24 protein-coding genes and 1 tRNA gene are annotated in these 25,412 nt (G+C 63.5%); 20 read left to right on the top strand and 5 right to left on the bottom strand.

The annotated features are described in order from the left end of the window. Positions 1-112 precede the first annotated feature (112 nt). The 4 genes from IPM84_23450 (at position 113) to IPM84_23435 (ending at position 3,276) form a co-directional block, all read left to right on the top strand. Complete coding sequence (locus tag IPM84_23450) at positions 113-769, top strand: endonuclease III (protein ID MBK9095657.1); 657 nt, start codon at positions 113-115, stop codon at positions 767-769. A gap of 170 nt (positions 770-939) precedes the next feature. Further along, positions 940-1,013 (top strand) — tRNA-Pro (locus tag IPM84_23445). A gap of 75 nt (positions 1,014-1,088) precedes the next feature. Continuing rightward, on the top strand, positions 1,089-2,627 hold the full coding sequence (locus IPM84_23440) for a histidine kinase N-terminal domain-containing protein (protein ID MBK9095656.1): 1,539 nt from the start codon (positions 1,089-1,091) through the stop codon (positions 2,625-2,627). A 64-nt stretch (positions 2,628-2,691) separates the two neighbouring features. Continuing rightward, positions 2,692-3,276 (top strand): response regulator, encoded by a 585-nt coding sequence (locus tag IPM84_23435; protein ID MBK9095655.1) that lies wholly within the window; start codon positions 2,692-2,694, stop codon positions 3,274-3,276. Positions 3,277-3,451: 175 nt separating this feature from the next. Here IPM84_23435 and IPM84_23430 read toward each other — a convergent pair whose 3' ends face one another. Then, positions 3,452-3,661: a hypothetical protein gene (locus tag IPM84_23430; GenBank protein ID MBK9095654.1), complete on the bottom strand. Its 210-nt coding sequence runs from the start codon at positions 3,659-3,661 to the stop codon at positions 3,452-3,454. A 236-nt stretch (positions 3,662-3,897) separates the two neighbouring features. Here IPM84_23430 and IPM84_23425 point away from each other — a divergent pair, with 236 nt between their 5' ends. The 5 genes from IPM84_23425 to IPM84_23405 all read left to right on the top strand — a co-directional run bounded on the left by IPM84_23425 (position 3,898) and on the right by IPM84_23405 (position 11,361). Beyond that, positions 3,898-5,313 carry a glycosyltransferase family 39 protein gene (locus IPM84_23425; protein ID MBK9095653.1) on the top strand — a complete coding sequence of 472 codons (1,416 nt, stop codon included), beginning with the start codon at positions 3,898-3,900 and terminating at the stop codon, positions 5,311-5,313. Between the two features lie 136 nt (positions 5,314-5,449). Continuing rightward, positions 5,450-7,669 (top strand): hypothetical protein, encoded by a 2,220-nt coding sequence (locus IPM84_23420; GenBank protein MBK9095652.1) that lies wholly within the window; start codon positions 5,450-5,452, stop codon positions 7,667-7,669. After that, complete coding sequence (locus tag IPM84_23415; protein ID MBK9095651.1) at positions 7,669-9,048, top strand: hypothetical protein; 1,380 nt, start codon at positions 7,669-7,671, stop codon at positions 9,046-9,048. The genes IPM84_23420 and IPM84_23415 overlap by 1 nt, the downstream gene beginning before the upstream one ends. Beyond that, entirely contained in the window at positions 9,012-10,490 is a 1,479-nt protein-coding gene (locus IPM84_23410; protein ID MBK9095650.1) for a YfhO family protein, read from the top strand. Before IPM84_23415 ends, IPM84_23410 begins: the two co-directional genes overlap by 37 nt. A gap of 379 nt (positions 10,491-10,869) precedes the next feature. Continuing rightward, positions 10,870-11,361: a DUF11 domain-containing protein gene (locus IPM84_23405; protein ID MBK9095649.1), complete on the top strand. Its 492-nt coding sequence runs from the start codon at positions 10,870-10,872 to the stop codon at positions 11,359-11,361. Positions 11,362-11,754: 393 nt separating this feature from the next. Here IPM84_23405 and IPM84_23400 read toward each other — a convergent pair whose 3' ends face one another. After that, positions 11,755-11,973, bottom strand: a complete 219-nt coding sequence (locus IPM84_23400) for a hypothetical protein (GenBank protein MBK9095648.1) — start codon at positions 11,971-11,973, stop codon at positions 11,755-11,757. A 69-nt stretch (positions 11,974-12,042) separates the two neighbouring features. On the opposite strand from IPM84_23400, the gene IPM84_23395 reads away from it, so the two are divergent. From IPM84_23395 to IPM84_23380, 4 genes are read left to right on the top strand one after another with little or no spacing between them, the layout of a single operon-like run. Further along, positions 12,043-12,621 (top strand): hypothetical protein, encoded by a 579-nt coding sequence (locus IPM84_23395; protein ID MBK9095647.1) that lies wholly within the window; start codon positions 12,043-12,045, stop codon positions 12,619-12,621. Next, the gene (scpB, locus tag IPM84_23390) at positions 12,572-13,330 is read left to right on the top strand and encodes an SMC-Scp complex subunit ScpB (GenBank protein ID MBK9095646.1); all 759 of its coding nucleotides are present in this window, start codon (positions 12,572-12,574) and stop codon (positions 13,328-13,330) included. The genes IPM84_23395 and scpB overlap by 50 nt, the downstream gene beginning before the upstream one ends. Positions 13,331-13,364: 34 nt before the next feature. After that, complete coding sequence (locus IPM84_23385) at positions 13,365-14,279, top strand: helix-turn-helix transcriptional regulator (protein MBK9095645.1); 915 nt, start codon at positions 13,365-13,367, stop codon at positions 14,277-14,279. Continuing rightward, the gene (locus IPM84_23380) at positions 14,276-14,671 is read left to right on the top strand and encodes a hypothetical protein (protein ID MBK9095644.1); all 396 of its coding nucleotides are present in this window, start codon (positions 14,276-14,278) and stop codon (positions 14,669-14,671) included. Before IPM84_23385 ends, IPM84_23380 begins: the two co-directional genes overlap by 4 nt. A 55-nt stretch (positions 14,672-14,726) precedes the next feature. Here the strand turns inward: IPM84_23380 and IPM84_23375 are convergent, their stop codons facing one another. Further along, a complete protein-coding gene (locus IPM84_23375; GenBank protein ID MBK9095643.1) occupies positions 14,727-15,218 on the bottom strand; it encodes an acyl-CoA thioesterase in 492 nt (163 codons plus the stop codon). 63 nt (positions 15,219-15,281) lie between these two features. Between IPM84_23375 and IPM84_23370 the strand changes: the two genes are divergently transcribed. The 5 genes from IPM84_23370 to IPM84_23350 all read left to right on the top strand — a co-directional run bounded on the left by IPM84_23370 (position 15,282) and on the right by IPM84_23350 (position 21,702). Continuing rightward, positions 15,282-16,817 carry a M28 family peptidase gene (locus tag IPM84_23370; protein MBK9095642.1) on the top strand — a complete coding sequence of 512 codons (1,536 nt, stop codon included), beginning with the start codon at positions 15,282-15,284 and terminating at the stop codon, positions 16,815-16,817. 450 nt (positions 16,818-17,267) lie between these two features. Further along, positions 17,268-18,116, top strand: a complete 849-nt coding sequence (locus IPM84_23365; GenBank protein ID MBK9095641.1) for a DegV family protein — start codon at positions 17,268-17,270, stop codon at positions 18,114-18,116. Positions 18,117-18,255: 139 nt separating this feature from the next. Next, positions 18,256-19,368: a phosphate acyltransferase PlsX gene (plsX, locus tag IPM84_23360; protein ID MBK9095640.1), complete on the top strand. Its 1,113-nt coding sequence runs from the start codon at positions 18,256-18,258 to the stop codon at positions 19,366-19,368. Positions 19,369-19,644: 276 nt separating this feature from the next. Further along, positions 19,645-20,889 carry a beta-ketoacyl-ACP synthase II gene (fabF, locus tag IPM84_23355; GenBank protein ID MBK9095639.1) on the top strand — a complete coding sequence of 415 codons (1,245 nt, stop codon included), beginning with the start codon at positions 19,645-19,647 and terminating at the stop codon, positions 20,887-20,889. A 117-nt stretch (positions 20,890-21,006) separates the two neighbouring features. After that, on the top strand, positions 21,007-21,702 hold the full coding sequence (locus IPM84_23350; GenBank protein ID MBK9095638.1) for a hypothetical protein: 696 nt from the start codon (positions 21,007-21,009) through the stop codon (positions 21,700-21,702). Between the two features lie 16 nt (positions 21,703-21,718). Here IPM84_23350 and IPM84_23345 read toward each other — a convergent pair whose 3' ends face one another. Together IPM84_23345 and radC are read right to left on the bottom strand one after the other, a co-directional pair. Beyond that, positions 21,719-22,540: a hypothetical protein gene (locus IPM84_23345; protein MBK9095637.1), complete on the bottom strand. Its 822-nt coding sequence runs from the start codon at positions 22,538-22,540 to the stop codon at positions 21,719-21,721. A gap of 121 nt (positions 22,541-22,661) precedes the next feature. Then, entirely contained in the window at positions 22,662-23,324 is a 663-nt protein-coding gene (radC, locus tag IPM84_23340; protein ID MBK9095636.1) for a DNA repair protein RadC, read from the bottom strand. 250 nt (positions 23,325-23,574) lie between these two features. On the opposite strand from radC, the gene IPM84_23335 reads away from it, so the two are divergent. Continuing rightward, positions 23,575-24,105: a zinc ribbon domain-containing protein gene (locus tag IPM84_23335; GenBank protein ID MBK9095635.1), complete on the top strand. Its 531-nt coding sequence runs from the start codon at positions 23,575-23,577 to the stop codon at positions 24,103-24,105. A gap of 23 nt (positions 24,106-24,128) precedes the next feature. After that, the gene (locus tag IPM84_23330) at positions 24,129-25,406 is read left to right on the top strand and encodes a DUF362 domain-containing protein (GenBank protein ID MBK9095634.1); all 1,278 of its coding nucleotides are present in this window, start codon (positions 24,129-24,131) and stop codon (positions 25,404-25,406) included. Positions 25,407-25,412: the final 6 nt, after the last annotated feature.

The following is a 25,412-nucleotide window of genomic DNA, read 5'->3' as shown; positions in this document are numbered from 1 at the left end:
TGACCACAACCTGTAGTGGCTTGGTGTTCGAAAACTACCACATGCGGTATGCCATCGCAGGGGTGTTACGCACCCCGGAGATATTTTCACAGACTCTGACAAGAGGTACTTTATGCAAGATAACGACATTCACCCGATCATGATCGCCCTGCGTGCGGCCGTTGGCGCCTGGCGGTTATCCATTGTGGACGCCCTGGCCCAGCGGGCCGAAACCCCCTACAAGATCCTCATCACCACCATGCTCAGCCTGCGCACGCAGGACACCACCACCGGTCCGGCCAGCGAACGCCTGTTTGCCCTGGCCGATACACCGGTTGCCATGTTGACCCTCAGCGCCGAGGCCATCGAGCAGGCGATTTACCCGGTCGGCTTCTACAAAGTCAAGGCGCTGAACGTGCTCAAAGTGTCACGCATCCTGCTCGAAACCTACGACGGACGCGTGCCCGCGACCATCGAAGAGCTGATCGAACTACCCGGCGTGGGGCGCAAAGTAGCCAACCTGGTGTTGACGATGGGCTATGGCTTGCCCGGCATCTGCGTTGACACCCATGTCCATCGCATCAGCAACCGCTGGGGCTATGTGCAAACCAAGACGCCGGAACAGACCGAATTTGCCCTGCGCGCCAAGCTGCCGCCCGCGTACTGGATCGAAATCAACGGGCATTTGGTGATGCTGGGCCAAAACATCTGCCATCCCACCTCCCCGCGCTGCAGCCAGTGCCCGCTCAGCGCCTGGTGTGAACGCGTCGGCGTCGTGCGCAGCCGTTAGCCCCGCTCCTGTAGGTCCGGCCTCCTGGCCGGACAACGTTGGACAAGAGAAGCAAGTTCTGCGGCGGAGGGCGTCGTCACGCCGGAGACGTGACCTACGGCTGGTTGCGCCCGTCGCAGGTTGCCTTCTTGCCAAATCAACCTGACTCGGTTATAATTTGTGCGGTCGAACGGGGCGTAGCGCAGACCGGTAGCGCACTTGAATGGGGTTCAAGTGGTCGGAGGTTCAAATCCTCTCGCCCCGACCTGATGACAAGGCCGATGGTTGCACAGCCGTCGGCTTTTCGCTATCTTTCGGTTGCATAGGAAAGGCGGCATCTATGACAGATGCCTCATGGCTCGATCGAGAGCCTTTTGCTGTCGAACAAAATACGAACGGGTCACACCTGCCCGCTCCGGCCCCGGACCAGACGAGCGATTTTCTGGAACGGGTCAAGGCGGGCATGTCTATTGCTGCCGACATCAGTCGCGCAGATATTGTGCTGTTCCAGTTGCAGCGTAACGAATTGGTCGTCATGGCCCATGCCATGCCGGCGTCCATCTCGTCGCTCTACCGCCAATCTGCCCTACATCGCACCTATCACACGCAGGAACATCCGTTGGCGATGGAAGCCTTGACCAGCGGCGCTCATCGGCGCCGCCTGCGCGAGGTGCTGACCGATGGCGCACCGGTGGACGAAGAGGTGTGGCCGGTCATTGATGGTAACGGTGTCATCGTCGCGGCCTTCAGTGTCCTGACCAACCTGATCGAACACGAACGCCATCGCCGACGAAAGCGTATCTTTCAGACAGCCATGCGTTGGCTGAAGTGGATGGCAGTGCATGGTGAGTTGCGAGGCGCCGAGGACTTGTCCCCTTTCCATGAATTCGACGGCATCCTGTATGTCAACGAAGCCGGGTCCATCGAATACCTCAGCGGCATTGCCATCAACCTCTATCGCCGGGTCGGATACCTTGAGGACATGCGCCGTCGCGGGCTAAGCGGGCTGGCCACCAACGACGAAGCCGTGGTCGCGCGCGCGCTGCGCGCGCAGCGCTGCCTGGAAGAAACGGTCGAGTTTGGCGATCATTACTGGGTACACAAAGCCGTTCCTCTGCGCCAGGCGCAGCCGCAGTGGCAGCAGCCGCGCACCTGGTTCAACCCACACACTCTGCCCCTGGTGCCGGCCGGCGCCTTTTTGTTGATCCATGACGCCACCGAAGCCCGCCATCGTGAGCAGGAGCTTAAGATCAAGTCGGCGCTTATCAAAGAAGTACATCATCGGGTCAAGAACAACCTGTCGTCGGTCGCATCCCTGGTACGGATGCAGGCGCGACGTATCGTGACCGTGGAAGATGCCCGGGCGGCCCTGGCCGACACCGAGGAACGTATTCGCAGCATTGCGATCATTCATGAGTACCTGGCGCGCGAGGAAGGTCGCCCCATCAGCATGCGCGAAGTGTGCCAGCGCATCGCGGAAGAGGTCAAACGCATCGAACAAAAGCCGGGCCAGGTCATCACCATTACGCTCGCTGGCCCCAGTCTGCACCTGGCGAGTCGTCAGGCCACCGCCTGTTCGCTGGCCATCAATGAGCTGATTTCCAACGCGATCGAACACAGCACCGAACCGGTCATGCGCGACGTGCTCATTGATGTCGTGCTCGAAGATGGCGGCGATTTCGTGCGCCTGCAGGTCACAGATGATGGCCCGGGCCTGCCGCACGACTTCAACCTGCAAACGGTGCGCGGCCTCGGTCTGCAAATCGTGCGCACCCTGGCCCAGGAAGATCTCAAGGGCAAGTTCGAAATACGCGGCAACATCCCCAAAGGGACGACCGCAATCGTTGAGTTTCCAAAAGCGTCACTGGCTGACGCTTGACCCAGGCGGCGCGGACGCTGCTGTCCACGCCTGGATCGTTCTCGTTGTGAAGAGGGGGACTACTGTGGAACGTACCCGTATCATCATCGCCGATGACGAAACGCTCATTCGCATGGACCTGCGCGAAATGCTCACCCACCTGGGCTACCTGGTGGTTGGTGAGGTGGGGGATGGGCGCAGCGCCGTCAACCTGGCGCGTGAACTGCGCCCGGACATCATCATCATGGACATCAAGATGCCGGACATGGATGGCATCGAAGCGGCCAAGGTGTTGACAGAAGACAAAATCGCGCCCGTCCTGCTTCTCAGCGCGTACAACCAGCGTGACCTGGTGGTCCGTGCGCGCGAGGCCGGGGTGGCCGGCTACCTGGTCAAACCGTTTCGTGAAGCGGACCTGGCGCCCGCCATCGAAGTCGCGCTGGCGCGCTTCCAGGAATTCCGCGAGTTGGAAAGACAAGTGGGCGATATCCAGCTTGCACTGGAGACGCGCAAGCTGGTTGACCGCGCCAAGGGCATGCTGATGGATCGCCAGGGCATGACCGAGGCTGAGGCCTTCCGCCGTATTCAGAAGATGAGCATGAATAACCGCAAGCCCATGAAGGAAGTGGCCGAGGCCATCATCCTGGCGCACCAGGTGGGCGAAGGTTGATTGCAGAAACGAACAACGTGCTGACAGCGGTTGGCCGGCTGTCAGCACGTTGACAAGTCTTTCGATTAGGCGTAAGTGATCCGCTGGTTCGTAGTGGCGACTTCAGTCGCTCTGTGGCCGCAGAAACGGCTAAAGCCGTCACTACGAACTGCCTGGCAACTTACGCCGCCCACTATTAGAAGTTCAGTCCACCGCCCAGGTCGAGCACACTGATGCCGAGCAAGGACAGGATGAACGCCAGCAGAACAATGAGCAGGATCAGAATCAGCATCCCCAGGGCCGTCGCCGCCATGAAGCCGCAGCCGAATTGAAAGCCATCGGCAAACGTCAGGCTGCGTATTTCCTCCACCACCGGTACAATCTCGGTCATAACCGGCTCTGTCAACGTTGTTTTCTCCTTCGATGGCACAGGTAACGCCGTTTGTGCGGCAGATCAAATACAGAATATCCTGCAAACAGGCCCAAATTGCGCCTGTTTGCATAGGCGGAAAAGCGCAGTCCGTTCCTGCTTGCAGTATAGCACAGGTTGAAACGGCAAAGCAATTTGCCAGGACATCCGGTAACAAGGGCCGGGCACAGCGTTGGGCCACTCTGCCACTGCTCCTGGTTGCGTGGGGGTTGATGCTGGTTGCGCTCGACGCCCACCCCATCCGTGAAGATGAGGCCCTCTACGCCGCCTGGGCGCTGGGACTGGCGCGCCATGACTTCTGGCTGGTTGGCGTGCCAGTGGACAAACCGCCTCTGTTTCTCTGGCTGTTGGCCGCCTGGCAACAGACGGTCGGCAGCAGTGTCGCGGCCATGCGCCTGCTCAACGTCGCCCTCAGCCTGCTCAGCGCCACCCTGCTCTACGCGCTGGCTCGACGTCTGACCGACCGCCCCAGCGCCTGGTTGACTCTGGCGGTCTACGCTGCATCGCCCTTCGCCATTCTCTTTGCGCCCACCCTCTACACCGATCCCTTGCTCACCACCACCCTGCTGGCCGCGTGCCTGGCTGCCGTGCAGCGGCGCTGGGGTTGGCTGGGCTTCTCCCTGGGCCTGGCACTGGCCACCAAACAGCAGGCGCTGCTCCTGCTGCCCCTACTGGTATGCGTGACGCCGCGCCCGCTCGCCCGCCCGCCCTGGGCGGCCTGGCGCGGCCTTCTCGGCCTCATCCTCGCGCTCGGCCCCGCCCTGGTCTGGGATGCCCACCGCCTGGCGCTGACACCGCCTGGCGGTCCACCCACCGTTTGGGTTCAGAGCGCCGTTAGCTACGGCGGATTGTCCCTGGCGCCGCTCAGCGCCTGGCTGCCGCGCCTGGTCGCCTGGCTGACGCCCGCACAGGTTCTTGCGCCGGGATGGGCGTCAGCCGGACTGCTCCTGCTCGGCGTGGCCTTAGCCCTGCGCCAGGGCTGGCAGCGACGCTCTTCACCCAGTTCTAGGCCGTGGCGATCCCCGGCGGGGCCGCCGTGGGAATTGCCGCTGCTTGGCTTTGTGCTGATCTACCTGGCGCTGCAAGTTGTGGTATCATTTCAGGTGTGGGATCGTTATTTGCTGCCGCTGGCGCCGCTGTTGGCTCTGTACAGCGCGCTGGCTCTGCGCTGGCTGTGGCGGCGCGGCGGCCCGATCATCCTGCTGATTGGCTTGCTCCTGCTGAGCGCCCCGGCCTGGCGGGCAGCTCATGGCGGCTATCCCATTGGCAGCGATCACGGCGCTTACGACGGCATCGAAGAGGCGGCGCTGGTGGTGCGTCAGTATTTGCCCGACAACCCATTCGGCGTGCTCTACCATCACTGGTTGGGCTGGCATTGGCAATACTACCTGGACAGCGCGCAGTTCCAGCGTATCTACTATCCCACGCCGGATTACCTGGCCGCCGACGCCGCCGGCCCCCCGCAGTACACGCGCCTGGTCGTCATCCCCGCCTGGCGCCAGGACGACGCACTGGCCGCAGCGCTCGCCGCACAGGGCCTGCGCCTGCACTGGCTGCATTCAACCTATCGCCCCGACGGCTCCCCCTCGTTCCTAATCTATCGTATCGAACCGATCTCTGATCTCTGATCTCCGATCTCCGATCTCCGATCTCCGATCTCCGATCTCCGGTCTCTGATCTCCGATCTCCGATCTCTGATCTCCGATCTCCGATCTCTGATCTCTGATCTCCGATCTCCGATCTCCGATCTCCGAGGACTCTCACATGGCATCTCCCTGGCAGCGCTTCCTGCGCCCTGACTATTTGCTCGATCCAGCCCCGCCCCTGGGACGCGCCTGGCCGCTGTTCCTGCTGCTGGCCGGCCTGTTTTTAGGCGGTCTGCTCTGGGCGTGGCAGCAGCGGTCACGCGGGCGCGTCGCGCAGTGGGAGGGCGTGGTGTGCGCGGCCGGACTCCTGCTCACCCTGGCCCGCCTGTTCAACGTGCCGGCCCTCTCCGTCCGGCTGTGGCCGCTGTTGGCGCTGGGCCTGGCGCTCCTCATCGCGCTGGGCTACCGGTTGACGCGGCGCCCGTGGGGTGACCAGCCTGGCTGCGTCGTGCGGGTTCTGGCCCTGCAACCGATCGCCGCCGACCGCGCACGCGCACTGGCCTGGCTGGCCGGCCTGTTACCCATGACCTATCCCGCACTGATTGCCGCGGTGCGCCTGGCGTTGCCCAGCGGTCTCGAAGCCCAGGTGCAGGCCAACCTGTTGCCTGATCCCTGGATCCTGCCGTTCGATCTGCCGGCCGCCCTGCTGACCGGCCTTGCCTTCACCCTGCTCTGCCTGGGCAGCCTGATCCTGCTCCCGGCAAACAGCAGTCAGCGCCCAACGCTGGCACCGGACCGGGCACTGGCCCTGGTTATCCTCGTGACCACCTTGCTGTGGGCCGCGCGGCTGTATGTGGGTCAGCGCACCGCGGGCGTCAGCGCCAGTGATCCTTACGCCTACGCGCAGATGGCGGTGGATGTGGCGGGGACGGGCAGCCCGCTGCATCGTTTCACGTTGTTCCCGGCCCTGCGCGACGCGGGCGTGCCCTGGTATCCCATGGTCCATGTCGGCTACGCGCTGCCGTTGGACGCCGCGGGGACAGCCGCCACCGTATGGCCGCCGGGCTGGCCCCTGCTGCTTGCCGTGCCTTACCGCCTCTGGGGTGAGCCGGCCCTCTATCTGACCGCGCCGCTGCTTGGGCTGCTGGCGGTTGCTCTCAGCGCGTGGTTCGTTCACCTGGTCGCTGGCGCCGAGGGAGCTCGCCTGCCCTGGACAGCATTGGCCGGCGCATTGACGGCCTGGCTGTTGGCGACCAGCTTCGAACAGGTGGACCGTCTCCTGGTGCCGATGGCCGATGTCAGCGCACAGATCTTCAGCCTGCTGGCGCTGGCCTGCGGGCTGTGGGCGTGGCGCAATGGCGCGCGCCGGCCCATGCGTTGGGGCCTGGCCGGCGGCGTTTGTTTTGGCCTGGCCTACTTGATTCGTCACACCCAACTGTTCCTGGCCCTCCCCATCGCGCTCCTGGTCTGGCTGGCGCCGGCAACCAGCCTGCGCCAACGCCTCAGGCTGGCCGTTGGCTTTGCCCTGGGCGCGCTCCCGCCGGGGTTGGCCGATCTCTGGTACCACTGGCGCCTGTCCGGCGCCATTTGGCAGCCAGAATCGCCAGAATCGTTCCTGTTTAGCCTGGCCCACATCGGGCGTAGCGCGGCCGCGGTGCTGGCCGAAGCTCTACGCCACAACGAATGGGGGCTGTTGTGGCCGCTGACCCTGCTGGGCGCCTGGTACCTGGCCCGCCGCGCCCCCCGCGTCAGCGCGGTGCTCGGCCTGACCGTGCTGGCCCTGCTTGCCATCCACCTGCCCTACGGCGCCCTGCGTCTGCGCGACCTGCTCTCCCTGTTCCCGCTGCTGGCGTTATTCACCGCCTGGGGCGCGGTTGCCGTACTCGCGCAGGCCCGTGCCTGGGCCGTCCGCGCCGTCGCCGGGCAGATCGTCGCCGCGCTGGCGGTGGCTGTGCTGATCTTCGCCCTGGCTGCGCGCACCTACCCTGTGCTGACCAGCCCCTGGCGACCGCCGCACGCCAGTTTTGGCTTCGTCAGCGCGGCGCAGCGCGCTGCATTCGCGCAGGTGGCCGCCCTGACCCAGCCTGACGCCATCATCGGGGCCACCCTCAACAGTGGCGCGCTCGACCTGTTGAGCGATCGGCGCAGCGTGCGTCCGGCCGACTGGACATCTGCCCAATGGGCCACGGTGATCGAAACGCTGCACGCGCAGGGCCGCGCCGTCTACCTGCTGGATGATGGGGTTGACCTGGCGCCCGTGCTGGAGGCGACGGGCCGGCAGTTTGGCCTGACACCGGTCGCCCTGCTCGATGTGCCGGTCTATGGCGACCCGGACCGCGTGAGTCGCACGCTCTTTCGGGTCTCGGCGCCCCAGACACGACGAATTTGGAGAAAGTGATGACCGATCAAAACGAATCTCCCATTGGCCACGCGCCACATGGCCGCTGGCTCGATGCCCTGGCGTTGGCCGGCTTGGGGGTGTTCGTGCTGGCGCTCTTTGCACGGCTGGCCTTCACCAACCGCGTGCTGGCGACGGGCGATGTGTACACCTACTTCACGCCCTATCGTGATTTTGCCGCTGCGGCCCTGCGCGAGGGCAAGCTGCCGCTGTGGAATCCGTATCTCTTCCTGGGCGTGCCCTTTCTGGCGAACAGTCAGGCTGCGGTTTTTTACCCGTTGCACTGGCCGCTGGCCTGGCTGAGCACGCCGCGCGCCATCGTTTGGACGATCGTGCTGCACGCCTGGCTGGGGGGCGCCTTCACCTACGGCTGGCTGCGTCACGGGCTGCGCTTGCGGCCGCTGGCTGCCTGGCTGGGCGGCATCGCCTTTGCCGGCAGCGGTTTCATCGGCGGGCATGTGGGGCAGATCAACCAGTTGAATGCCTACGCCTGGTTCCCCGCCCTGCTCTGGGTTGCGGGCGCGAAACCGGGATTCAAGGCCGGCCTGGCAGAGACGGCATCTCTGGCGCTGTTCTCATCGGCGGTATCTTCGCCGTGCAGCTTTTGGCGGGGCATACGCAAGCCTGGTACATCAGCGCCATCGGCGCCGGTCTCTACGCCCTGGCTCAGCTTCTGGCGCAGTCCCCCACCAGCCGCGCCGTCGAACGGCCGCGTCATGGCCTGGTCGCGCCTGCCTGGCGGACTGCGCCTGATCCTCTCCCGTGCCGGCGCCTGGCCTCTGTTGATCCTGGCGCTCGGCCTGGTCATCGGCCTGGGGCTGGCGGCCATCCAGCTTGTGCCCACGCTCGAATTGAGCGCGCTCTCGCCGCGCGCCAACGGCATGACCTACCGCGAGGTGGTCTCGTTTTCGCTCAAGCCGCAGTGGCTGCCCTGGGCGCTGCTCCCAGCCTACGGGCAAAACCTGGCCGCACGCTTCGGCACCGTAGCCTACGCCGAATATGTCGCGTATCTCGGCGTCAGCGGCCTGCTGCTGGCTATGTGGGGCGCCCGCGTTGGGAAACGCTGGCGCTGGCCGCTGCTGGCCCTGGCCCTGGGAGGTTTGGCGCTGGCCGTCGGCGCCTACAACCCCCTCTATTACCTGGCCTACCGCGTGATCCCCGGCTGGGCGCTGTTCCGTGCCCCGGCCCGCTGGCTGTTGCTCTACACCGCCGGCATGGCCGGCCTGATCGCGGTCGGGGTTGATGCCCTCCAGGCGCGCGCCAGCCGGCGACCGCGGCGCGCTGGCTGGCGCTGGCCTGCGGCGCACTTCTCGTCACGGAACTGCTCGTCGCCAGCAACCTGTTGCCGCACACGCACCCGACCGCGCCGGCCGCGGTGACCTCCCTGCGTAACGCGCCCGCGTACCTCCTCAGCGAACCGGGCCTGTGGCGCTTCCTCAGCATGTCCGGCATCACCTACGACCCCGGCGATCAGGCCGACCTGGCGCACCTGTTCGCCGGACAGTTGGACCCGGCCGCGCTGTACGATCTGATCGTGGCCAGCAAGCAAAAGGAGATCGTGGCGCCCAATCTGCCGCTGCTCTGGCGCCTGTCCAGTGTGGATGGCTACGATGGCGGCGTGCTGCCGCTGACGCGTTACGTGGATCTGCAGCGCCTGTTCGTGCCGGACGATCAGTTGGCGCCGGACGGGCGCCTGCGCGAGCAGTTGCGACGCGTGCCGCCGGCGCCCCTCCTCGATCTGCTCAACACGCGCTTCATCATCACCGACAAAGTCTTCGATGTGTGGGTAGACAACGTCTACTACGACCTGCAGTTCAGCGCGCCCCTGGCGGCCGGCGAGACGTGGCGCCAGACCTTGCCCGCTGACCAGCCGTTCGAGGCGACGGCCCTGGGCGTGATGTCGCACCTGGCGGGCGCCGCCAGCCTGGCGGATGGCACGCCGGTGGCCGCGGTGCGCGTGCAGGCGGCGGACGGGCGCTGGACCGCATTTGCCCTGCGCGCCGGCCAGGACACGGCCGAGGGCAGTTGGCGCGCCGGCGCGGTGGCGCATCAGCAGGCGCGCAGCGCTCATCCCTGGCGCGATCACGCCGACGGTCAGGATTACCTGACCGTGCTGACCCTGACCGCGCCCTCGCAGATCGTCACGGTCGAGGTGACCGGGACAGCGCCAGGCAGCGATTTCGTGCTGCAAGGCGTCAGCCTGATTGACGTGCGTACCGGGAGCAGCCAGGCGCTCATCACGCCGGCGCAGGGCGATTGGCGGCGCGTGCATTCCGGCGATGTCAAAATCTACGAGAAACGCGATGTGCTGCCGCGGGCCTATGTGGCGCCGGCCACGGGCGTGATCGAGGTTGCGGACGCGGCCGCGGCCCTGGAGGCGCTGCGCCGGCCGGACTTTGCGCCCGGCCAGCAGGTGGTCCTGGAAGCAGACCGCAGCCTGCCGGCGCCCGTCGCGATCAACCGCGACGCATCCTCCGGACAGGCGACCGCCGCGGCCGCGGGCCGCGCCGTGATCGAACGGTATGCGCCTGAACAGGTGGTGATCAGCGCCACGCTGACCGCGCCCGGCATCCTGGTTCTCAGCGACACCCACTATCCGGGCTGGCGCGCCACCGTGGACGGGGCGCCGGTTCGTATCGAGCAGGCTAACCTGCTGTTCCGCGGCCTTCGCCTGGCGCCTGGCGTGCATCGCGTGGTCTTCGATTTTGCACCCGCCTCGTTGATGCAGGGTCAGCGCATCACCTTCATCACCTTCATCACCTTGCTGGGCCTCGGTGTTTGGTTTCTTCTCAGGTCTCGAATCTCGAATCTTCCCTCTTGACAGACCGCCGCGGTCGTGATACGCTCGGCTCGTCAACAGCTCTGTTCCCCCGCCTTCCGGGTTCTCTCCCGCCGCCGGAAGTCCCTGGCGCGAGTTCTCTCTCCCACCTGCGACCTCCTTACAGCAGTCAGGAAAATGTCCCTGACCCCAGCCGTTTCGATTGCTGCACGAAAGGAGTCCGTTGTCATGTTACGCCGTTCTTCTACTCTCTCTTTTCTACTTTCTACTTTCTCTCCCCTCTCCTCCCGACATTCTGCTCGCGGCCGGCTCGCGCCGCGCCTGCCGTCGTTGGTTCATCTGCTGGTGGTGTGCAGTCTGCTCTTTTCCACGGCTGCTGCTGCTACCTCCCCCCCCCCAGATAAATTCCGCTGCTAAACTCATGTCCCCTGATCCCAACTTCGATCTCATTTCCGATCCCGATGCGACGCCCGCGCCTGCGCCGGTGCAGTTGACGCTGGCTGCGACGCCGCAGCAGGTCGAGCCGGCGGGCGTCGTCACCTACACCGTGGTCATCACCAACACCCTGGCCGACCGCGACCTGAGCGGACTGGTGGTGAGCGACACCCTGCCGCTGGAGCTGGCCTACTGGCCGGCCGGGGAGGGGGATTTCAGCTACCTGGAAACCGAGCGCCGGCTGGAATGGGTCATCGGCCAACTGGCTGCGGGCGCGACGCTGACCGCCATGTCCGGGGGCGTGACCGCCAGCTACGTGTACGACGGCGACGGCAACCGGGTCAAGGAGACCATCAGCCCGACTTTCGGCCACGAATTGCACGAATTGCCACGAGGGCAGAAGCTCGATTCGTGTAAATTAGTGAAATTCGTGGCAGAGAAAGCCGGGCGGATTTTTGCCACGAATTACACGAATTGACACGAACAGAAGCTCAATTCGTGCAAATTAGTGAAATTCGTGGCGGAGAAGACGGTCAACGAGAACGGCGCACCCGATGCGGAGCTGCGCTACAAGCCGTGAGGGAGAATCGAGGGACGCCCTATCAGACGACGCCGACGCAACGGCGCTTCACCGGTTTGTGTTCCTCCTGATACTCGTCCACTCGCCGGTCATATTCCAACTCTAGTTCCTCGGGCAGCAACATCACCCAATCAATGAAACGATATTTGCTGCTATTGTACACCTTCTTTCCCTTTTCGCTACTTGTGCAGGACAGCCGGTCAGAACCGCAGCCGCGCCGTACAAAGGCGCGCCGCGGTGTCGTGCCGGGGCCGACCGCCCTCAGGCGGCAGGATAGCCGAGCAGGGTTAGTCAGTCGTCGGCGCCAGGGGTGATATTCGTCCACTGGAAGGGACTATGGCCGGCGCGCTTGCCGCGCTGAAAGCTGCGCATGTTGTGCCAGAGCACGAGCAAATTGAGATAGGCCTGGGCCGTCTCCGGATTGCGAAAGGCCTGGCGCGCCTGTAAGAAAGTTCCTCTGTTCTCAGGGGCCGAGGTAGACGTACACCTGAAAGTCGGGTATAATGACACAGAAGCGGCAACTGTGAGCGGTCGCCGGACCTAATGTGAGCGATCGTCGGACCTAATGTGAGGTGTGCGATGCATGGCCTGAATCGTCTGATTGTCTTTCTGTTTTTTCTTACGCTATTTGTCTGCCTGCTGGGCGTTGCGGTGTTTCCCTTTGGCGCCTTGAGTCTGGCGCAGCAGATCGTCAGCAACCTGAATGAGACCCTGACCCAAGCCTATTACGATTTTGGGCCGCAGTTCAGGCTGGGGCAGGTGCTGGTCGTGGTGGCCGCGGCCCTGGTTCTCATTCCATTCATCTGGCTGCAAGTCCGGCGCACCCGGCCCGCGACCGTTCGAGTGCAGACCAATAGCGGCGCGGCCACGCTGACCGCCGATTCGGTCATGCGCCGGCTCGCCTGGCACCTTGACCAACTGGCCGATGTGGTTGGCGTCACTTCTGAGGTGAAAGCGCACGGTACGAGCGTGGACATCAAGCTGAACGTTCGCACCACGCCGGACATCGAAGTGCCGATGAAGACCGAAGAGATTCTGGCCGTAACGCGTGAAGTGGTCGAGCAGCGCATGGGCCTGCGCCTGGGCAAGGTGGAAGTGCAGATTGACCATGCGCCTTACGCCGAGCGTGCCACCATCGAGAAGGGAAGCGCACGCTGAGCATCATGGTGACAGATCTGTTGACCGACGCCGAATCTCCCGCGCGCGCGCAGAAGCCCTTAGCGTGTTGATCGAAAGCCTGCTATTTGTGGCGGCCGAGCCTCTCACCCTGGCGCGCCTGGCCGCGGTGTTGTTGGTCGAGCCGACGCAGGTCGAAGGGGCGCTGTCCGAGCTGGACGCAAGCCTGGTCGGACGCGGCCTTCGCTTGCAGCGCAAGAATGACCTGGTGCAGTTGACGACCCTGCCGAGCGCGGCCCCCGCCATCGAACGCCTGCTGGGACTCGACACCAACCCCAAGCTATCGCCGGCCGCCCTGGAGACGTTGGCCATGATCGCCTATCGCCAGCCGGTGACGCGGACACAACTGGAAGCGATTCGGGGGGTCAACTGTGACGGTGTGATTCGCACACTGCTGAGCCGCAGCCTGATCGAAGATCAAGGGCGCCTGGACGCGGTAGGACGTCCTATCCTGTACGGCACCACCTTCGAGTTTTTGCAGTATTTTAGCCTGAACTGCGTAGAAGACCTGCCGCCGTTGCCGGAGGCCATTATGGCCGAGCTGGCCGCGCGTGATGCACAGGCGGTGACGGTTGCGGATGAAACAACCACGGAGGCTCGAGCCGAGGTTGACACCCGGCGCCCAATCAACGAGCACGGCGCAGCAGACCATGCCATAGCAGATGACGGAGCAACAGAGCGAGGAGCATAGGATCGAGGAGCATAGGATCGAGGAGCATAAGATTATGGAAGATCTCTGGAAAGTACGTAAACGCAAACGCATGACGATTGGCGAATTGAGCGGTCGCACCGGTATCTCATCCAAAGTCCTGCGGCGCTACGAGATGGGCGAAATTCCGATCCCTCTGACAGACATCGAGAGGCTTGCCCGTTCGCTCTATGTGGAGCCGTGGGAGATCAAGATTCAGTCCGATCCGCCGCCCATGCCCCCGCCCGCCCCGTTCCCTTCGGCCGCTGCAGCAGGCGCGGCCCCACGCCCGGCGCCTTTTACTCCTCAGCCTCCCGCCAGCCCGCCTGCAGGGCCAGGGCCTGCGCTGCCCCCAAGCCCGTCCGACGGAGATCAACGCCCGCCTGGCAACCGCCCCGCAGGCCCGCCCCGGCCCGAGGGGGGCGCGCCGCGCTACGCCGCGTCCGACCGGCGCCCGCCGCGCCGCGAACGCCCTGACCGCGGGGAGCGCCCCGATCAGGAACACCGCGCACCGCCCATACCCGGCCCGGTGCGGCCCAGCCAGGTCGCCCATCTGCTCAGCCTGGGCACGCGTCTCGGCGTGGAACAAAGCCAACTGGAAGCCGAGGTCGGCAAGCCGTTGAGTGAGATGAATCGCCGTGAGGCCTCTCTGCTCTTGGGCAGCTTGCAGAAACGCATCGTCGAGGAACATCCCAATCGCCCCAAAGGCAAACGGCAGCGCCCGTACTTGCCCGAATCGGTGGATGAGTTCGAATTCAAATATCTGACCGCGAAACAGACGCAAGGCGCGCTGCTGGATTTCAAGCTGTTCGATGGCAGCCAGGTCGTTGGCCAGGTGATTGGGTTCAGCCCGTATGCCATCACCGTACGTGAGCCATCCGGCGCCGAGACGACCATCCAAAAACTCGCCATTGCCTATTATCGCCAGCCCCCAACGCCGGTGACACTATGAGCCTGGGGGACTATGTGCGCTTCTTGCGCGCGCTCAAGGGCGGGCCGACGCCCTGGCAGATCGAAACGGACACAGGGATCGCACCCGGCATCTATCGCCAGATCGAGCAGCGCTATCGGTCCATCGGCGACGAACAACTGCTGGAGAAGATGGCGGTCTATTTCGGAGTGGCGGCGGAGGAGCTGCGCTGGCGCCAACACTGGCCGCGCAAGGGGCTGACCGCGGCGCTGGTAGATGCGCAGGAAAGCGGCCGGCCGCTGACCCTGGTCTTACGCAACAGTGAAACGCTGACCGGCGCCGTGCAATGGTGGGACTTGGGCGCTGTCGAGATTCGGCAAGCTGATGGCGCGTCGCTTGTCGTCCAACGCCATATGGTGGACCGCTGGGAGTAGATCGGTCCACCGAATGAATTCAATGAATTCAATGAATTCAATGAATTCATTAAATTCATTCATGGGCGAATGGGCCGTGCCGCGGGCGCTGACCGGGAGAGTCGGGTTGCAGATACGGAGTCAGGTAATTCATGACAGCCTCCGGGATACGCGTGGGCTGCCCGGCATGCGTAATGCAAATGTGCCGAGAATAGCCGCCGGCCAGCACCAGGCTGTCACGGGCACGCACGATCTGGTAGTCAAACCGGATGCCACGGCTGCGCAGCGCGCCCAGGCGCGTGCGGATGATCAGCAAGTCCTCGTAGCGTGCAGGCGTCACGTAGCGTGCCATCACTTCGGCCACCGTCAGGTAAAAACCGGCCTGTTCGATCTGACTGTACGGATAGCCCACGCAGCGCAGCAGGCTGCTGCGCCCCTCCTCGAACCAGATGATGGTGTTGCTGTGATGGGCGATGCCCATCGCGTCGGTCTCCGCATAGCGTACCGAAACGACCGCACACGCTTCATTTCCTTCCAGCCATTCACGGCGTGTCAGCAAATCAGTCATGACTTCCTCCTGCTGGCAAGCATAGCATAGACGGTAGTATCGAGCAAAGGTCAAGGAGTCAACATGTCAACCAGAAAATGTCAGTCGCTTGTGCTTCTTCTTCTGATCATTTTTCTCAGCACGGCTGGCTCGCTGCACGCGGCCGCTTTTGGTCACACCTTCGTGGTTGATCTCAGCAGCCTGAACCCCACGCAGCGCGCTGACCTGTTGCATGCCCCCGGCGTCGCCTGGTGGGTGCAACTGGGCACACAGGCGTTGGTGGCGGGCGATATGCCGGCAGCGGCGCTGACCCCGCCGGCCGGCCCGGCGCCGATCCTGGTGGCCGACGATGCCGATGCCAGCAGTTTCGTCGCCGTGCGCCTGCCACCAGACGGCCTGCCGGTTCTGCTGCGCTCCGGTCACACGGCCATCGCGCAGCGCGCCCGCGTTGACGCCTGGCTGGCGCAGCATCCAGATGTTGTCCCGCACGTGCAGGAGATAGACGAGGTTGCGCACCACGGCCATCAGGACTTTCATCTTCACCCACTCAGCCCACTGCTGTTGAATCAGATCCTGGGCGGACCGCCGCCGTTTAGCGAGGCGGCCGCTCCCGATCATAGCCGTAGCGACCTGGTGGCGGCGGTCAGCGCCCCCCGTACCTTTGCCGACATCACCTGGCTGGCCACGATTCAAGCGCCGGCCACCACCACGCGGCGCACAGGCACCATCGGCAAGCAGTTGGCACGCGACTGGCTGAAGGCCCAATTCGAATCCCTGGGGTATGCCACCACCCTGCAGGCGTTCAGCAGCCCCTACGGCACCGCGCACAACGTCGTCGCGGAGATCAGCGGCCGCATCCGCCCCAATGATGTTTACATCATCGGCGGTCACTACGATTCCACGTCGCAGTCTGCCGCTACCAACGCGCCGGGCGCAGAGGACAACGCCAGCGGCACCGCCGGTGTCCTCGAGATGGCGCGCATCCTGGCCCGGTATCCGCCGCAGGCCACGGTGCGTTTCATCCCCTTCGCCGGTGAAGAGCAGGGTCTGTATGGCTCCGAGGCCTATGTCAACTCCTTGAGCGCCAGTGAGCGCAGCCGTATCAAGGGGGTCTTCATCATGGACATGATCGGCTACAAGAGCGCCGCGTACCCCCTCAACGTTCTGCTGGAAAGCCGCAGCAGCGTGCCCGGCGCGGTGGGCCTGGTGACGACCCTCAGCCAGAACGCGCAGACCTACACCACGCTCAACGTCACCACGTCGTACTATGCGTGGGGCAGCGATCATGTTCCCTTCCTGGATGTCAACCTGCCGGCGGTTCTGCTGATCGAACAGGAGTACGACAGTTACAGTTGCTATCACCGCACGTGCGATACACCCGACAAGGTAACGCCTGCGCAGGCCGCCGAAGTGCTCAAGATGCTGATTGCCGCGCTCGACGCGACTGCCGGCACCTGCCTGTTGGGCGACATCAACTGCGACGGGCAGGTGACAACCACCGACATCACGATGATTACCGAATTATGGGACACCGGCTACGACCGGCGCGTGGATCTCGATCATAATGGCCACATTGACATTGTGGATGTGATGTTGGCTGCGTGGCAATGGCAGGCATGAGCCGCTGAGGCCGCGGGGCAATGGCGGTCAGGCGCCCTGGCCCCGCAGGGTCGGCGCGGCGTCGGTCTGGAACAAGAAAAGTCGCCACCTTGTCGGTGACGACTTTTCTTGATGCCCCTGGTCCGACTCGAACGGACACGCCCAACCGGGCACAGGCCCTCAACCTGCCGTGTATGCCAATTCCACCACAGGGGCGTAAGACGCTGAGGACATTATACCAGAAAGGAGAAAGTTGTCAACCGTGCTAGTTTTGGTATACTGAGTGCCAGGGGTTCGCAAAAGAATTCGTTTCTGTATTTTGCCGAGAAAACGCTGAGAAACACGGAAGTTATATTTTTACGAACCCCAACCACCGACCGGCGCTGCACTCCGCCCATTTCCTCTGTCTGAGGATTCGACGGCGCCAGATATCCGATGGAAACGCAATTTTTTCCCATAAAGGAAACGAGCATGGTCCGCATTGTTTGTGACTCCAGTAATTCTTTGCCCGATGATTTGATTGCCCGCCTGAACATCGTCGAAGTTCCTGCCCTGCTGAACATCCCCACTGCGCAGGGTATCAAGAGCTATCTCAACAAAGTTGAGCTATCAATCGAAGCCTTCTATCAGATTCTACTCACCTCCGACAAACTCCCAACCACCTCCCAACCTACCCCGCAACAGTTTGCTGAAGCCATTCGCAACCTGCCGGTCGAGGATGACATTCTCTGCATCACCGTCTCGTCCGTGCTGAGTGGCACCTATGCCTCGGCTATGGCGGCCATTGAGCTGGCGCCTGCGCACCGGGTTACCGTCTGGGATGCGAAGGGCGCTTCGATGGACAGCGGCTGGCAAATTGTGGTAGCCGCCGAAATGGCTCAGCAGGGCGCCAGTCTGGCTGACATCATGGCTAAACTGCCGGTGGTCCGCGACAACACGCACACCTTCTTCACGACAGAAACGCTCAAGTATCTCGCCGCCAGCGGCCGGGTGCCGCGCCTGACGGCCGGCATTGGCAACTTGCTCGATGTCAAGCCCATTCTGCGCTTCATGCACGATGGCACCATTCAACCCATTGCACGGGTGCGGGGGCGCAAGCGTTCATTAGAAGATATTCTGACGCGGGCGCACGAAATTTTCGGAGACCGGCCGGTGCGTGTGGCGGTGGTCAACGCCCGTTGCGCACCCGAAGCCGAACGCTTCAACCTGGAGATGCGCCAGCGCCTGCACGTGGTGGAAGTGCAGGTGATCGAGATTGGGCCGGTGCTGGCCGCGTTGGCCGGGCCGGGGGCATTGGGCCTGGCGATCTACGCCTTGTAGGTTGACTTCTGGCACGGAGAGCAAGGACTCCCTCGCCACGCATGGCACGAATTTGCACGAAGGCAAAGGGGCCAATCTGTGAAATTCGTGGCAGAGACCGTCCTGTTTGATCCCGGCTGATCCGGGTTAGGAGAAAGTCGTGAAAATTGCGCTGGATGTCATGGGCGGCGATCACGCGCCGGCCGTGACTGTCGCTGGCGCGGTGCAAGCCGCGCGTGAGTTTGGAATCGAGATCATCCTGGTTGGCCCGGAGGATGTGATCCGGCGCGAGTTGGCTAAACACAAGACGGACGGCCTGGCGCTGCCGCTTGTGCATGCCAGTCAGGTGCTGGAGATGACCGATCATCCGGCGACGGCCGCCCGCAGCAAACGCGATTCGACCATGGCCGTGGGCGCCAACCTGGTGAAGCGCGGCGAGGCGGACGCCTTTGTCACCTGTGGCAACACCGGCGGCGCACTGGCGACGGGCCTGTTCGTCCTCGGTCGCATCAAGGGCATCAAGCGCCCGGCGTTGACGACGCTCTTTCCGAGCGGCGACGGCTTCTGCCTGCTGCTCGACATCGGCGCAAACACCGAGGTGAAGCCTGAATACTTGCATCAGTTCGCGGTCATGGGCAGCCTGTACGCCGAGCGGGTTTTTCACCTTGAGCGCCCGCGCGTCGCGATTGTGTCCAACGGCGAAGAAGAGGGCAAGGGCAGCGAACTGGTCAAAGAGACGGTGCCGCTGCTCAAGGCCGATAGCGGTTTGAACTTTGTGGGCAATGTCGAAGGCAAGGACATCGTGGCCGGCGTCGCCGACGTGGTCATCACCGATGGCTTCACCGGCAATGTCATCATCAAATTCGGCGAGGGTATCGTCAAGCTGCTGCTGACCGCGCTGCGCCGCGAATTACGGGCCAACCTGGCGCGCAATGCGGCGCTTGGACTCTTGCCCACCGTGGCGTTGGCCGCGCTCACCGCGCAGGGCGTCCCTGATTTTCTGCTGCGCCTGCTGCTCGGACTGGCGGCGGCGCTGGCCTTGCCCGCGGCCCTGCTGTTGCCGGGACTGCGCAAGGTCGCGCGCCGGCTCGATTATACCGAGTATGGATCGGCGCCGCTGCTTGGGTTGGACGGCTTGCTGCTGGTCGGGCATGGTCGTTCGAACGCCAAGGCGGTGCGCGGCGCCCTGCGGACAGCCAAACAGGCGGTTGAAAACAACACCCTGGAAGCCATCCGCGCCGGTGTCCAGGCGCGAAGCCTGAGGGATGATTGATCCCAGGAAACAGGTTCTCGTTTTCGAGAGTGCTGAGTGAGTGCTGAGAAAGAGCTAAGAAAGAGCTGAGAAAGAGCTAAGAAAGAGCTAAGGATAGAAGGAAAACCGATGACTTCGATGTTGCGTCAACAAGTGAACCGCCTTCCCACACCCGTGCGCGCGGCGCTTCTGCGGTTACTGGCCGATGATCTGACCAGCGATCAGTTGCACGATCAACCCCCCATGGATGACAAGACCCTGCAGGACGCGCTCGTCTCCCTGGGTGAACAACCAGAAGTGCGCCCGCGCGTGGTCGTCACCGGCCTCGGCGCGCTGACACCGTTGGGCCATTCGGCGCCCGCCTCCTGGGAAGCCATGGTGGCCGGCCGCTCCGGTGTGGGCCGCGTGACCCAGTTCGATGCCAGCGCCTACCCGTGCCAGATTGCGGCCGAGATCAAGGACTTCGATCCCATCGCGGCCGGGGTGCCGGCGAAAGATGCCAGGCGCATGGCGCGCTGTTCGCAGATTACGCTGGCAGCCGGCGCCGAAGCCCTGCGCGACGCCAACATTCAGTGGGATGACGAGCAGGCGGCGCGCGTGGGCGTCTGCATGGGCACCGGTCTGGGTGGTTTCGACATCGCGGAGAATCTGATCCGTCAGCTAATCACCCACGGCCCCGGCCGCATGAAGCCACACATGGTGACCGCCGCCCTGCCCAATATGCCGGCCTTTCACCTGAGCCAGACCTTCAACTGCAAAGGCCCGCTCGCCACGGTGGTCACAGCCTGTGCGGCCGGCACGCAAGCCATCGGCGAAGCGATGGAGATGATTCGCCGCGGCGCGGCCGATGTGATGCTGGCGGGCGGCGTGGAGGCCCTGATCGGCCACATCTTCTTCAGCGGCTTCACGGCTATGCGCGCCATCTCACTGCGCAACGATGAACCGGAGCGCGCCAGCCGGCCGTTCGACATCCAGCGCGATGGCTTTGTCATCGGTGAAGGCGTGGGTATCATGGTGCTCGAGCGCCTGGAGCATGCCCTCGAACGAGGCGCACGCATCTACGCGGAGGTGCTGGGGCAATCGGCCAGCGCAGACGCCTATCACGTGGCGGCCCCACAGCCAGAAGGCGCCGGCGCGGCGCGTGCCATGGCCGCAGCCCTGGCCGATGCCGGTCTCAGCCCGCGTGACGTGGATTACATCAACGCGCATGGCACCTCCACCCCCATCGGCGACCCCACCGAGACGCGGGCGATCAAGCAGGTGTTTGGCGAGCACGCCTATGACCTGGCGATCAGCTCGACCAAATCTATGATCGGTCACACGTTTGGCGCCGCCGGGGCGATCGAGTTCATGGCGTGTGTCTACAGCGTGGTCAACAACCTCATTCACCCCACCATCAACCTGGAAAGACCTGACCCCCTGTGCGACCTGGACTATGTCCCCAACGTGGCCCGTCTACGCCCCGTGCGCGTGGCGATGTCGAACTCGTTCGGATTGGGCGGGCAAAATGCCTGCCTGGTTGTCGGCAAGTACGCCGCTTGACCCAGTTATCTGATTTCAAACCAATCGGCGCAGGCCGCCCTCGTCCTCGTGACTGCGATTGCAGCCGGGGACGCGGACGCCTGCGCCTTTACAACCAAACAAGGATCTGACGACCTGATGCAAATTTACCTGAATGCAAAGTACATCCAGCGCCGCGCGATCATTGGCAAATGGACTACCGGCCTTTCACTGGCAGTCCTGCTGGCCGGCAGTATCATCTCCTTCATGAGCAACGTCAACCTGCTGCCCTATGCGATGGGCTGTCTGCTGCTCGGTTTTGTGGGCGCCAACATCGGTTCTTTCTACATGCGGCGTTTCGTGCGCAAACCACGGCCGGATGAGGTCATTGCCACCAGTCTGAAGGGCCTGGACGATCGCTACGAATTCTTCGCCTGGCAATTGCCCGCATCCAACGTGCTGCTGAGTCCGGTCGGCCTCTTTGTCTTTATCACGCGCGACCAGGAGGGCAAGATCACGATCACAAAGAACAGTTGGCGCCAACCGTTCAATTTGCTGCGGTTTTTCACCGCCTTTTCGCAAGAGGCCCTGGGTAATCCGGCGCGTGAGGCGCAGGAAGATGTCGCGCGTCTCAAGCAGTGGATCGTACAGAACGGGCCGGAGTTCGAGGTTGAGCCACAACCGGTGGTGGTCTTCGTGGCCAACAAAGTTGTTTTGACCGTCAACGATGCGACCATGCCGGTTGTGCATGCGAGAGACCTGAAGGAGTTCATACGCAAGCAATCGCAGGCCAAGAACGGCCGCCTCAGCGACACGGTGCGCAAGCAGTTGAGCCGGTTGTTTACTACAACATGATAGTGGCGTGAGCTTCTTACGGTTGAATCGTGGCGGCAAAATCACCCGTGCCGAGCACGACATACACGATGACTGAGCTGCCAGGCAGTACCCCGACCAGGGCTGCCAGGGCCGTCACCTCCGCCTGCTGGGTGCGAGGATTGACGGTGGTGGTTTGGTCCGTGACGTAGAAAGCGTAGCCATCCGTGGTGGTTTGCGCGGCCAGGTTGAGCCTGGCCAACGCAGGGAAGGTGCGCTTGACCAGGTCCAGCGCCGCGGCGGCGTCGTCCGGATAGCCCGCGCTACTCTGCAGGCTGAAGGCGCCTAGCGATGCCGCTTCGATGTCCGCGGTCAAATCACCCGACACCTGACCGGAGCCATAAGCCACCACGCCAACGCCGCCGCTTAGGCGACCGGCATAGGCAGCCATCGCCAGGTGTACGGCGGCCTGCATACTCTGACTGCCGGCGGTTGACAGCGTCGGCGCCACGGTCAACGGCCCGCTGACCCCACGGGCCTGGGTCACCTGTACACTGATGCCGAGCATCTCCTGGGCGTAGGTCTGGATGACGACGGCGGCATCGCTGGCCGGTACTGCGGTCAGGTTGGGCGCCGGCGCCCCGGTGGCACGCGAACCGGGGCGGCCGGCAGCACCGGCTTGACCTGCGCCCGCCCCCCGCGGCGTGGCCAGGTCGTTGCCCGGCCCCGTCCGGCCGCCGCCAGGTAATGCCCGCTCGCCGGCCGGCGGTTCACCCGGCGCGCGGGAACTTCCTGCCGCGGGCGCGCCGGCTGAACCGCAAGCCGTCAGCATCACCACCAACAACGCACACAACTCCATCGTCCGCATCGTTCTTGCCATCCTTGCCTCCGTCTGTGCCCTGATCTTGATCCCCGTCTGGTATCCTCTCAATTTGCAGCCGGGCGATCCCTTGCGGTCGCCCGGCGGGCAGGCGCAAGGCCGTGCCCCTACTTTGCGCTCTTCAGAATCCCAGGCCACGCTCCTTCATACTGACAAAGCGCTGATGCCCGATCACCACATGATCGAGCACGTCAATATCGAGCAGTTTACCCGCTTCCACAATGCTGCGCGTGACGCGCACATCCTCCGGCGACGGCGCCGGGTCACCGCTGGGGTGATTATGCGCAACGATCATGGCCGCGGCATTGGCCTTGATGGCATGGCGAAACATCTCGCCCACACGTACAGCCGCGCTGTTGAGCGAGCCTTGATAGATGATGGGGATGCCAATGACCGTGTTGCGCGTATCCAGGAGGATCGTGCGCAGTTGCTCCTGCTCCAGCAGGCCCATCTCTGCCATCAGCAGTTCGGCGGCCTCGGCCGGCGAACGCACCTGCGGCCGGTCGAGGGGCGATGAGACGAGCAAGCGTTTGCCCAGTTCCAGCGCCGCCTTGATCTGCGTCACCTTGGCCGGGCCTAGTGCTTTTTCCTGGCACAGTTCATCGAAGCTGGCGCGTGCCAGGCCAGGCAGACCGCCATATTTGCTGAGCAGGCGCTGCGCCACGTGCAGAACACTTTCGCCTTCGGTGCCCACGCGCAGCAGGATGGCGATCAGTTCGGAGGAGGCAAGCGCCCCGGCGCCGTAGTACTGCAGGCGCTCGCGGGGGCGTTCATTGGTCGGCATGTTGCGGATCAAGAGCGTGTACTCGACTCCGGCAGATTCGGACATGGGCAGGTTTTTCCTTTCGCAGTGGGAGAGATGTCATGTCATGCGTGAATGTTACAACGAAACTGACTCCCTTGCATTCGCGCCTGCAACCATTACCGCTCTCACAGCGTTACAATAAGAAGCAGTTTGCGGCCGGGCTTTGCTCTATCGCTTGGAATCGGGTATAATCGGCCGGTTACATGAAATTACTACAGGAGACTCTCGCATGTCGTCTGATCTGTTGAATACAATCGGGACCGCCCTGCAGACCGTGGTGGCCGTGTTTGGCGCCTTGTTGGTGGCCTTCTGGATCGCCCTCGTCATCTGGACATTCCGTGATATGCGCGTCCGCACCCGTGATATTCTGGCCACGCTGCTGGCATCGCTCCTGGTTCTGCTCTTTGGGCCGGTCGGCCTGGGGCTGTACCTGCTTCTGCGGCCACGTGATACCCTGGCTGAGCGGTACGAGCGCATGCTCGAAGAAGAAGCCCTGCTGCGCGACATGGAAGAGCAGCCTGTCTGCAGCAGCTGCCAACACAAGATACAGCCGGACTGGATGCTGTGCCCGCATTGCACCGCCCAACTGCGTCGCCCCTGCGCCTCTTGTGGCCGGCTGCTCGACATGAGCTGGCAGATTTGTCCGTACTGCGCACAGGTGCCCACCGTGGCCCCCATGCAAACCCTGCCTGCATCCCCGGCGGCAGACGACGGACGCTGGGCCAAGCCGACGGCCATTCCCGCCCAGGCGCCGCGTTAAGAAAAAGAGGTAAATAGATAACCATGAGCAAAAGCAAAGTAGCCATTCTCACCACCACGCCCGCCACGGTTCTGGACGATTATCATCGCCTGATGAACCTGGCCGGCTACCAGGATGTGATCGCAAAGGACGCCGACACCGCGCTCAAGGTCAACATCTCCTGGCATGTCTTCTACCCCGGCAGTTCCACAACCCCCTGGCAGTTGGAAGGCGTCATCCGTGCCATGAAACAGGACGGCTACGATCCCAACCTGATTCATGCCTGCCACAATCGCACGGTCGTCATTGATGCGCACCTGGGCGAGCGTGAGAACAAGCAGCTCAACGTCGTGGAAGCCCACGGCCTGCGCAACGTGCATCTGTACGAAGGCGAAGAATGGATCAACGTCCGCGACGCGGTCGGCGACCTTGCCAACAAGTTCCTGGTGCTCAACCAGGTCTACCCGCAGGGCTTCAACATTCCCAAACGCTTCATCGGCGAAAACATCATCCATCTACCCACGGTCAAGACCCACGTCTTCACCACGACGACCGGCGCCATGAAGAACGCGTTCGGCGGTCTGCTCAACGAGCGTCGGCACTGGACGCATCCGGTCATTCATGAAACGCTGGTGGACCTGCTGATGATTCAGCAGAAGATTCACCGCGGTATCTTTGCCGTCATGGACGGCACCTTTGTCGGCGACGGCCCCGGCCCGCGCTGCATGATCCCGTACACCAAGAACGTCATCCTGGCGAGCAGCGACCAGGTGGCGATTGACGCCATTGCCGCCAAGCTGATGGGCATTGACCCGCTCTCCATCAAGTTCATCCGCCTGGCGCATGAACTGGGTTTGGGCTGCGGCGATCCGCGCGAGATCGAGATCGTGGGCGATCTGGCCGCCGCGCAGCAGAACTGGCATTTCGACGGGCCGTTCAAGAACATGACTTTCGCCTCACGCATGCAGCACAAGATCTACTGGGGCCCGCTCAAGCGCCCCATAGAATGGTCACTGAAGACGTTCCTGGCGCCCTGGGCGTACATGGCCTCGGTCATCTACCACGACTCCATCTGGTATCCCCTCCTCGGTAAGAAGAAAATGGCTGAGGTGCTGGACAGCGATTGGGGGCACCTGTTCCGTAACTGGGAACAACTGCAGCCCAACGCCTCGGGCTTTCCAGAGGTGGGTCGTACCGCCGCTGAACTGCAGCGCACCGGCCTGGACGCCTTCTGGCGCTCGTTTGGCATCCTGTGGACCACCCTCAAGGAAGCGCCGGAAATCGCCGCCCGCCGCCGCTTCCAGCCCGCCGCGCACGATTAGACAGGT

This window comes from Candidatus Amarolinea dominans, assembly GCA_016719785.1.
GTDB classification, from domain to species: domain Bacteria; phylum Chloroflexota; class Anaerolineae; order SSC4; family Amarolineaceae; genus Amarolinea; species Amarolinea dominans.
This window is presented reverse-complemented; position numbering and strand designations above follow the sequence as displayed.

Bases quoted from the DNA above. Each gene is read 5' to 3' on its own strand.
- IPM84_23450 (MBK9095657.1), top strand. From the start codon at position 113: ATGCAAGATAACGACATTCACCCGATCATGATCGCCCTGCGTGCGGCC.
- IPM84_23440 (MBK9095656.1), top strand. From the start codon at position 1,089: ATGACAGATGCCTCATGGCTCGATCGAGAGCCTTTTGCTGTCGAACAA.
- IPM84_23425 (MBK9095653.1), top strand. From the start codon at position 3,898: ATGCTGGTTGCGCTCGACGCCCACCCCATCCGTGAAGATGAGGCCCTC.
- IPM84_23420 (MBK9095652.1), top strand. From the start codon at position 5,450: ATGGCATCTCCCTGGCAGCGCTTCCTGCGCCCTGACTATTTGCTCGAT.
- IPM84_23415 (MBK9095651.1), top strand. From the start codon at position 7,669: ATGACCGATCAAAACGAATCTCCCATTGGCCACGCGCCACATGGCCGC.
- IPM84_23405 (MBK9095649.1), top strand. From the start codon at position 10,870: ATGTCCCCTGATCCCAACTTCGATCTCATTTCCGATCCCGATGCGACG.
- IPM84_23395 (MBK9095647.1), top strand. From the start codon at position 12,043: ATGCATGGCCTGAATCGTCTGATTGTCTTTCTGTTTTTTCTTACGCTA.
- scpB (MBK9095646.1), top strand. From the start codon at position 12,572: ATGCGCCTTACGCCGAGCGTGCCACCATCGAGAAGGGAAGCGCACGCT.
- IPM84_23385 (MBK9095645.1), top strand. From the start codon at position 13,365: ATGGAAGATCTCTGGAAAGTACGTAAACGCAAACGCATGACGATTGGC.
- IPM84_23380 (MBK9095644.1), top strand. From the start codon at position 14,276: ATGAGCCTGGGGGACTATGTGCGCTTCTTGCGCGCGCTCAAGGGCGGG.
- IPM84_23375 (MBK9095643.1), bottom strand. From the start codon at position 15,218: ATGACTGATTTGCTGACACGCCGTGAATGGCTGGAAGGAAATGAAGCG.
- IPM84_23370 (MBK9095642.1), top strand. From the start codon at position 15,282: ATGTCAACCAGAAAATGTCAGTCGCTTGTGCTTCTTCTTCTGATCATT.
- IPM84_23365 (MBK9095641.1), top strand. From the start codon at position 17,268: ATGGTCCGCATTGTTTGTGACTCCAGTAATTCTTTGCCCGATGATTTG.
- IPM84_23350 (MBK9095638.1), top strand. From the start codon at position 21,007: ATGCAAATTTACCTGAATGCAAAGTACATCCAGCGCCGCGCGATCATT.
- IPM84_23345 (MBK9095637.1), bottom strand. From the start codon at position 22,540: ATGGCAAGAACGATGCGGACGATGGAGTTGTGTGCGTTGTTGGTGGTG.
- radC (MBK9095636.1), bottom strand. From the start codon at position 23,324: ATGCCGACCAATGAACGCCCCCGCGAGCGCCTGCAGTACTACGGCGCC.
- IPM84_23335 (MBK9095635.1), top strand. From the start codon at position 23,575: ATGTCGTCTGATCTGTTGAATACAATCGGGACCGCCCTGCAGACCGTG.
- IPM84_23330 (MBK9095634.1), top strand. From the start codon at position 24,129: ATGAGCAAAAGCAAAGTAGCCATTCTCACCACCACGCCCGCCACGGTT.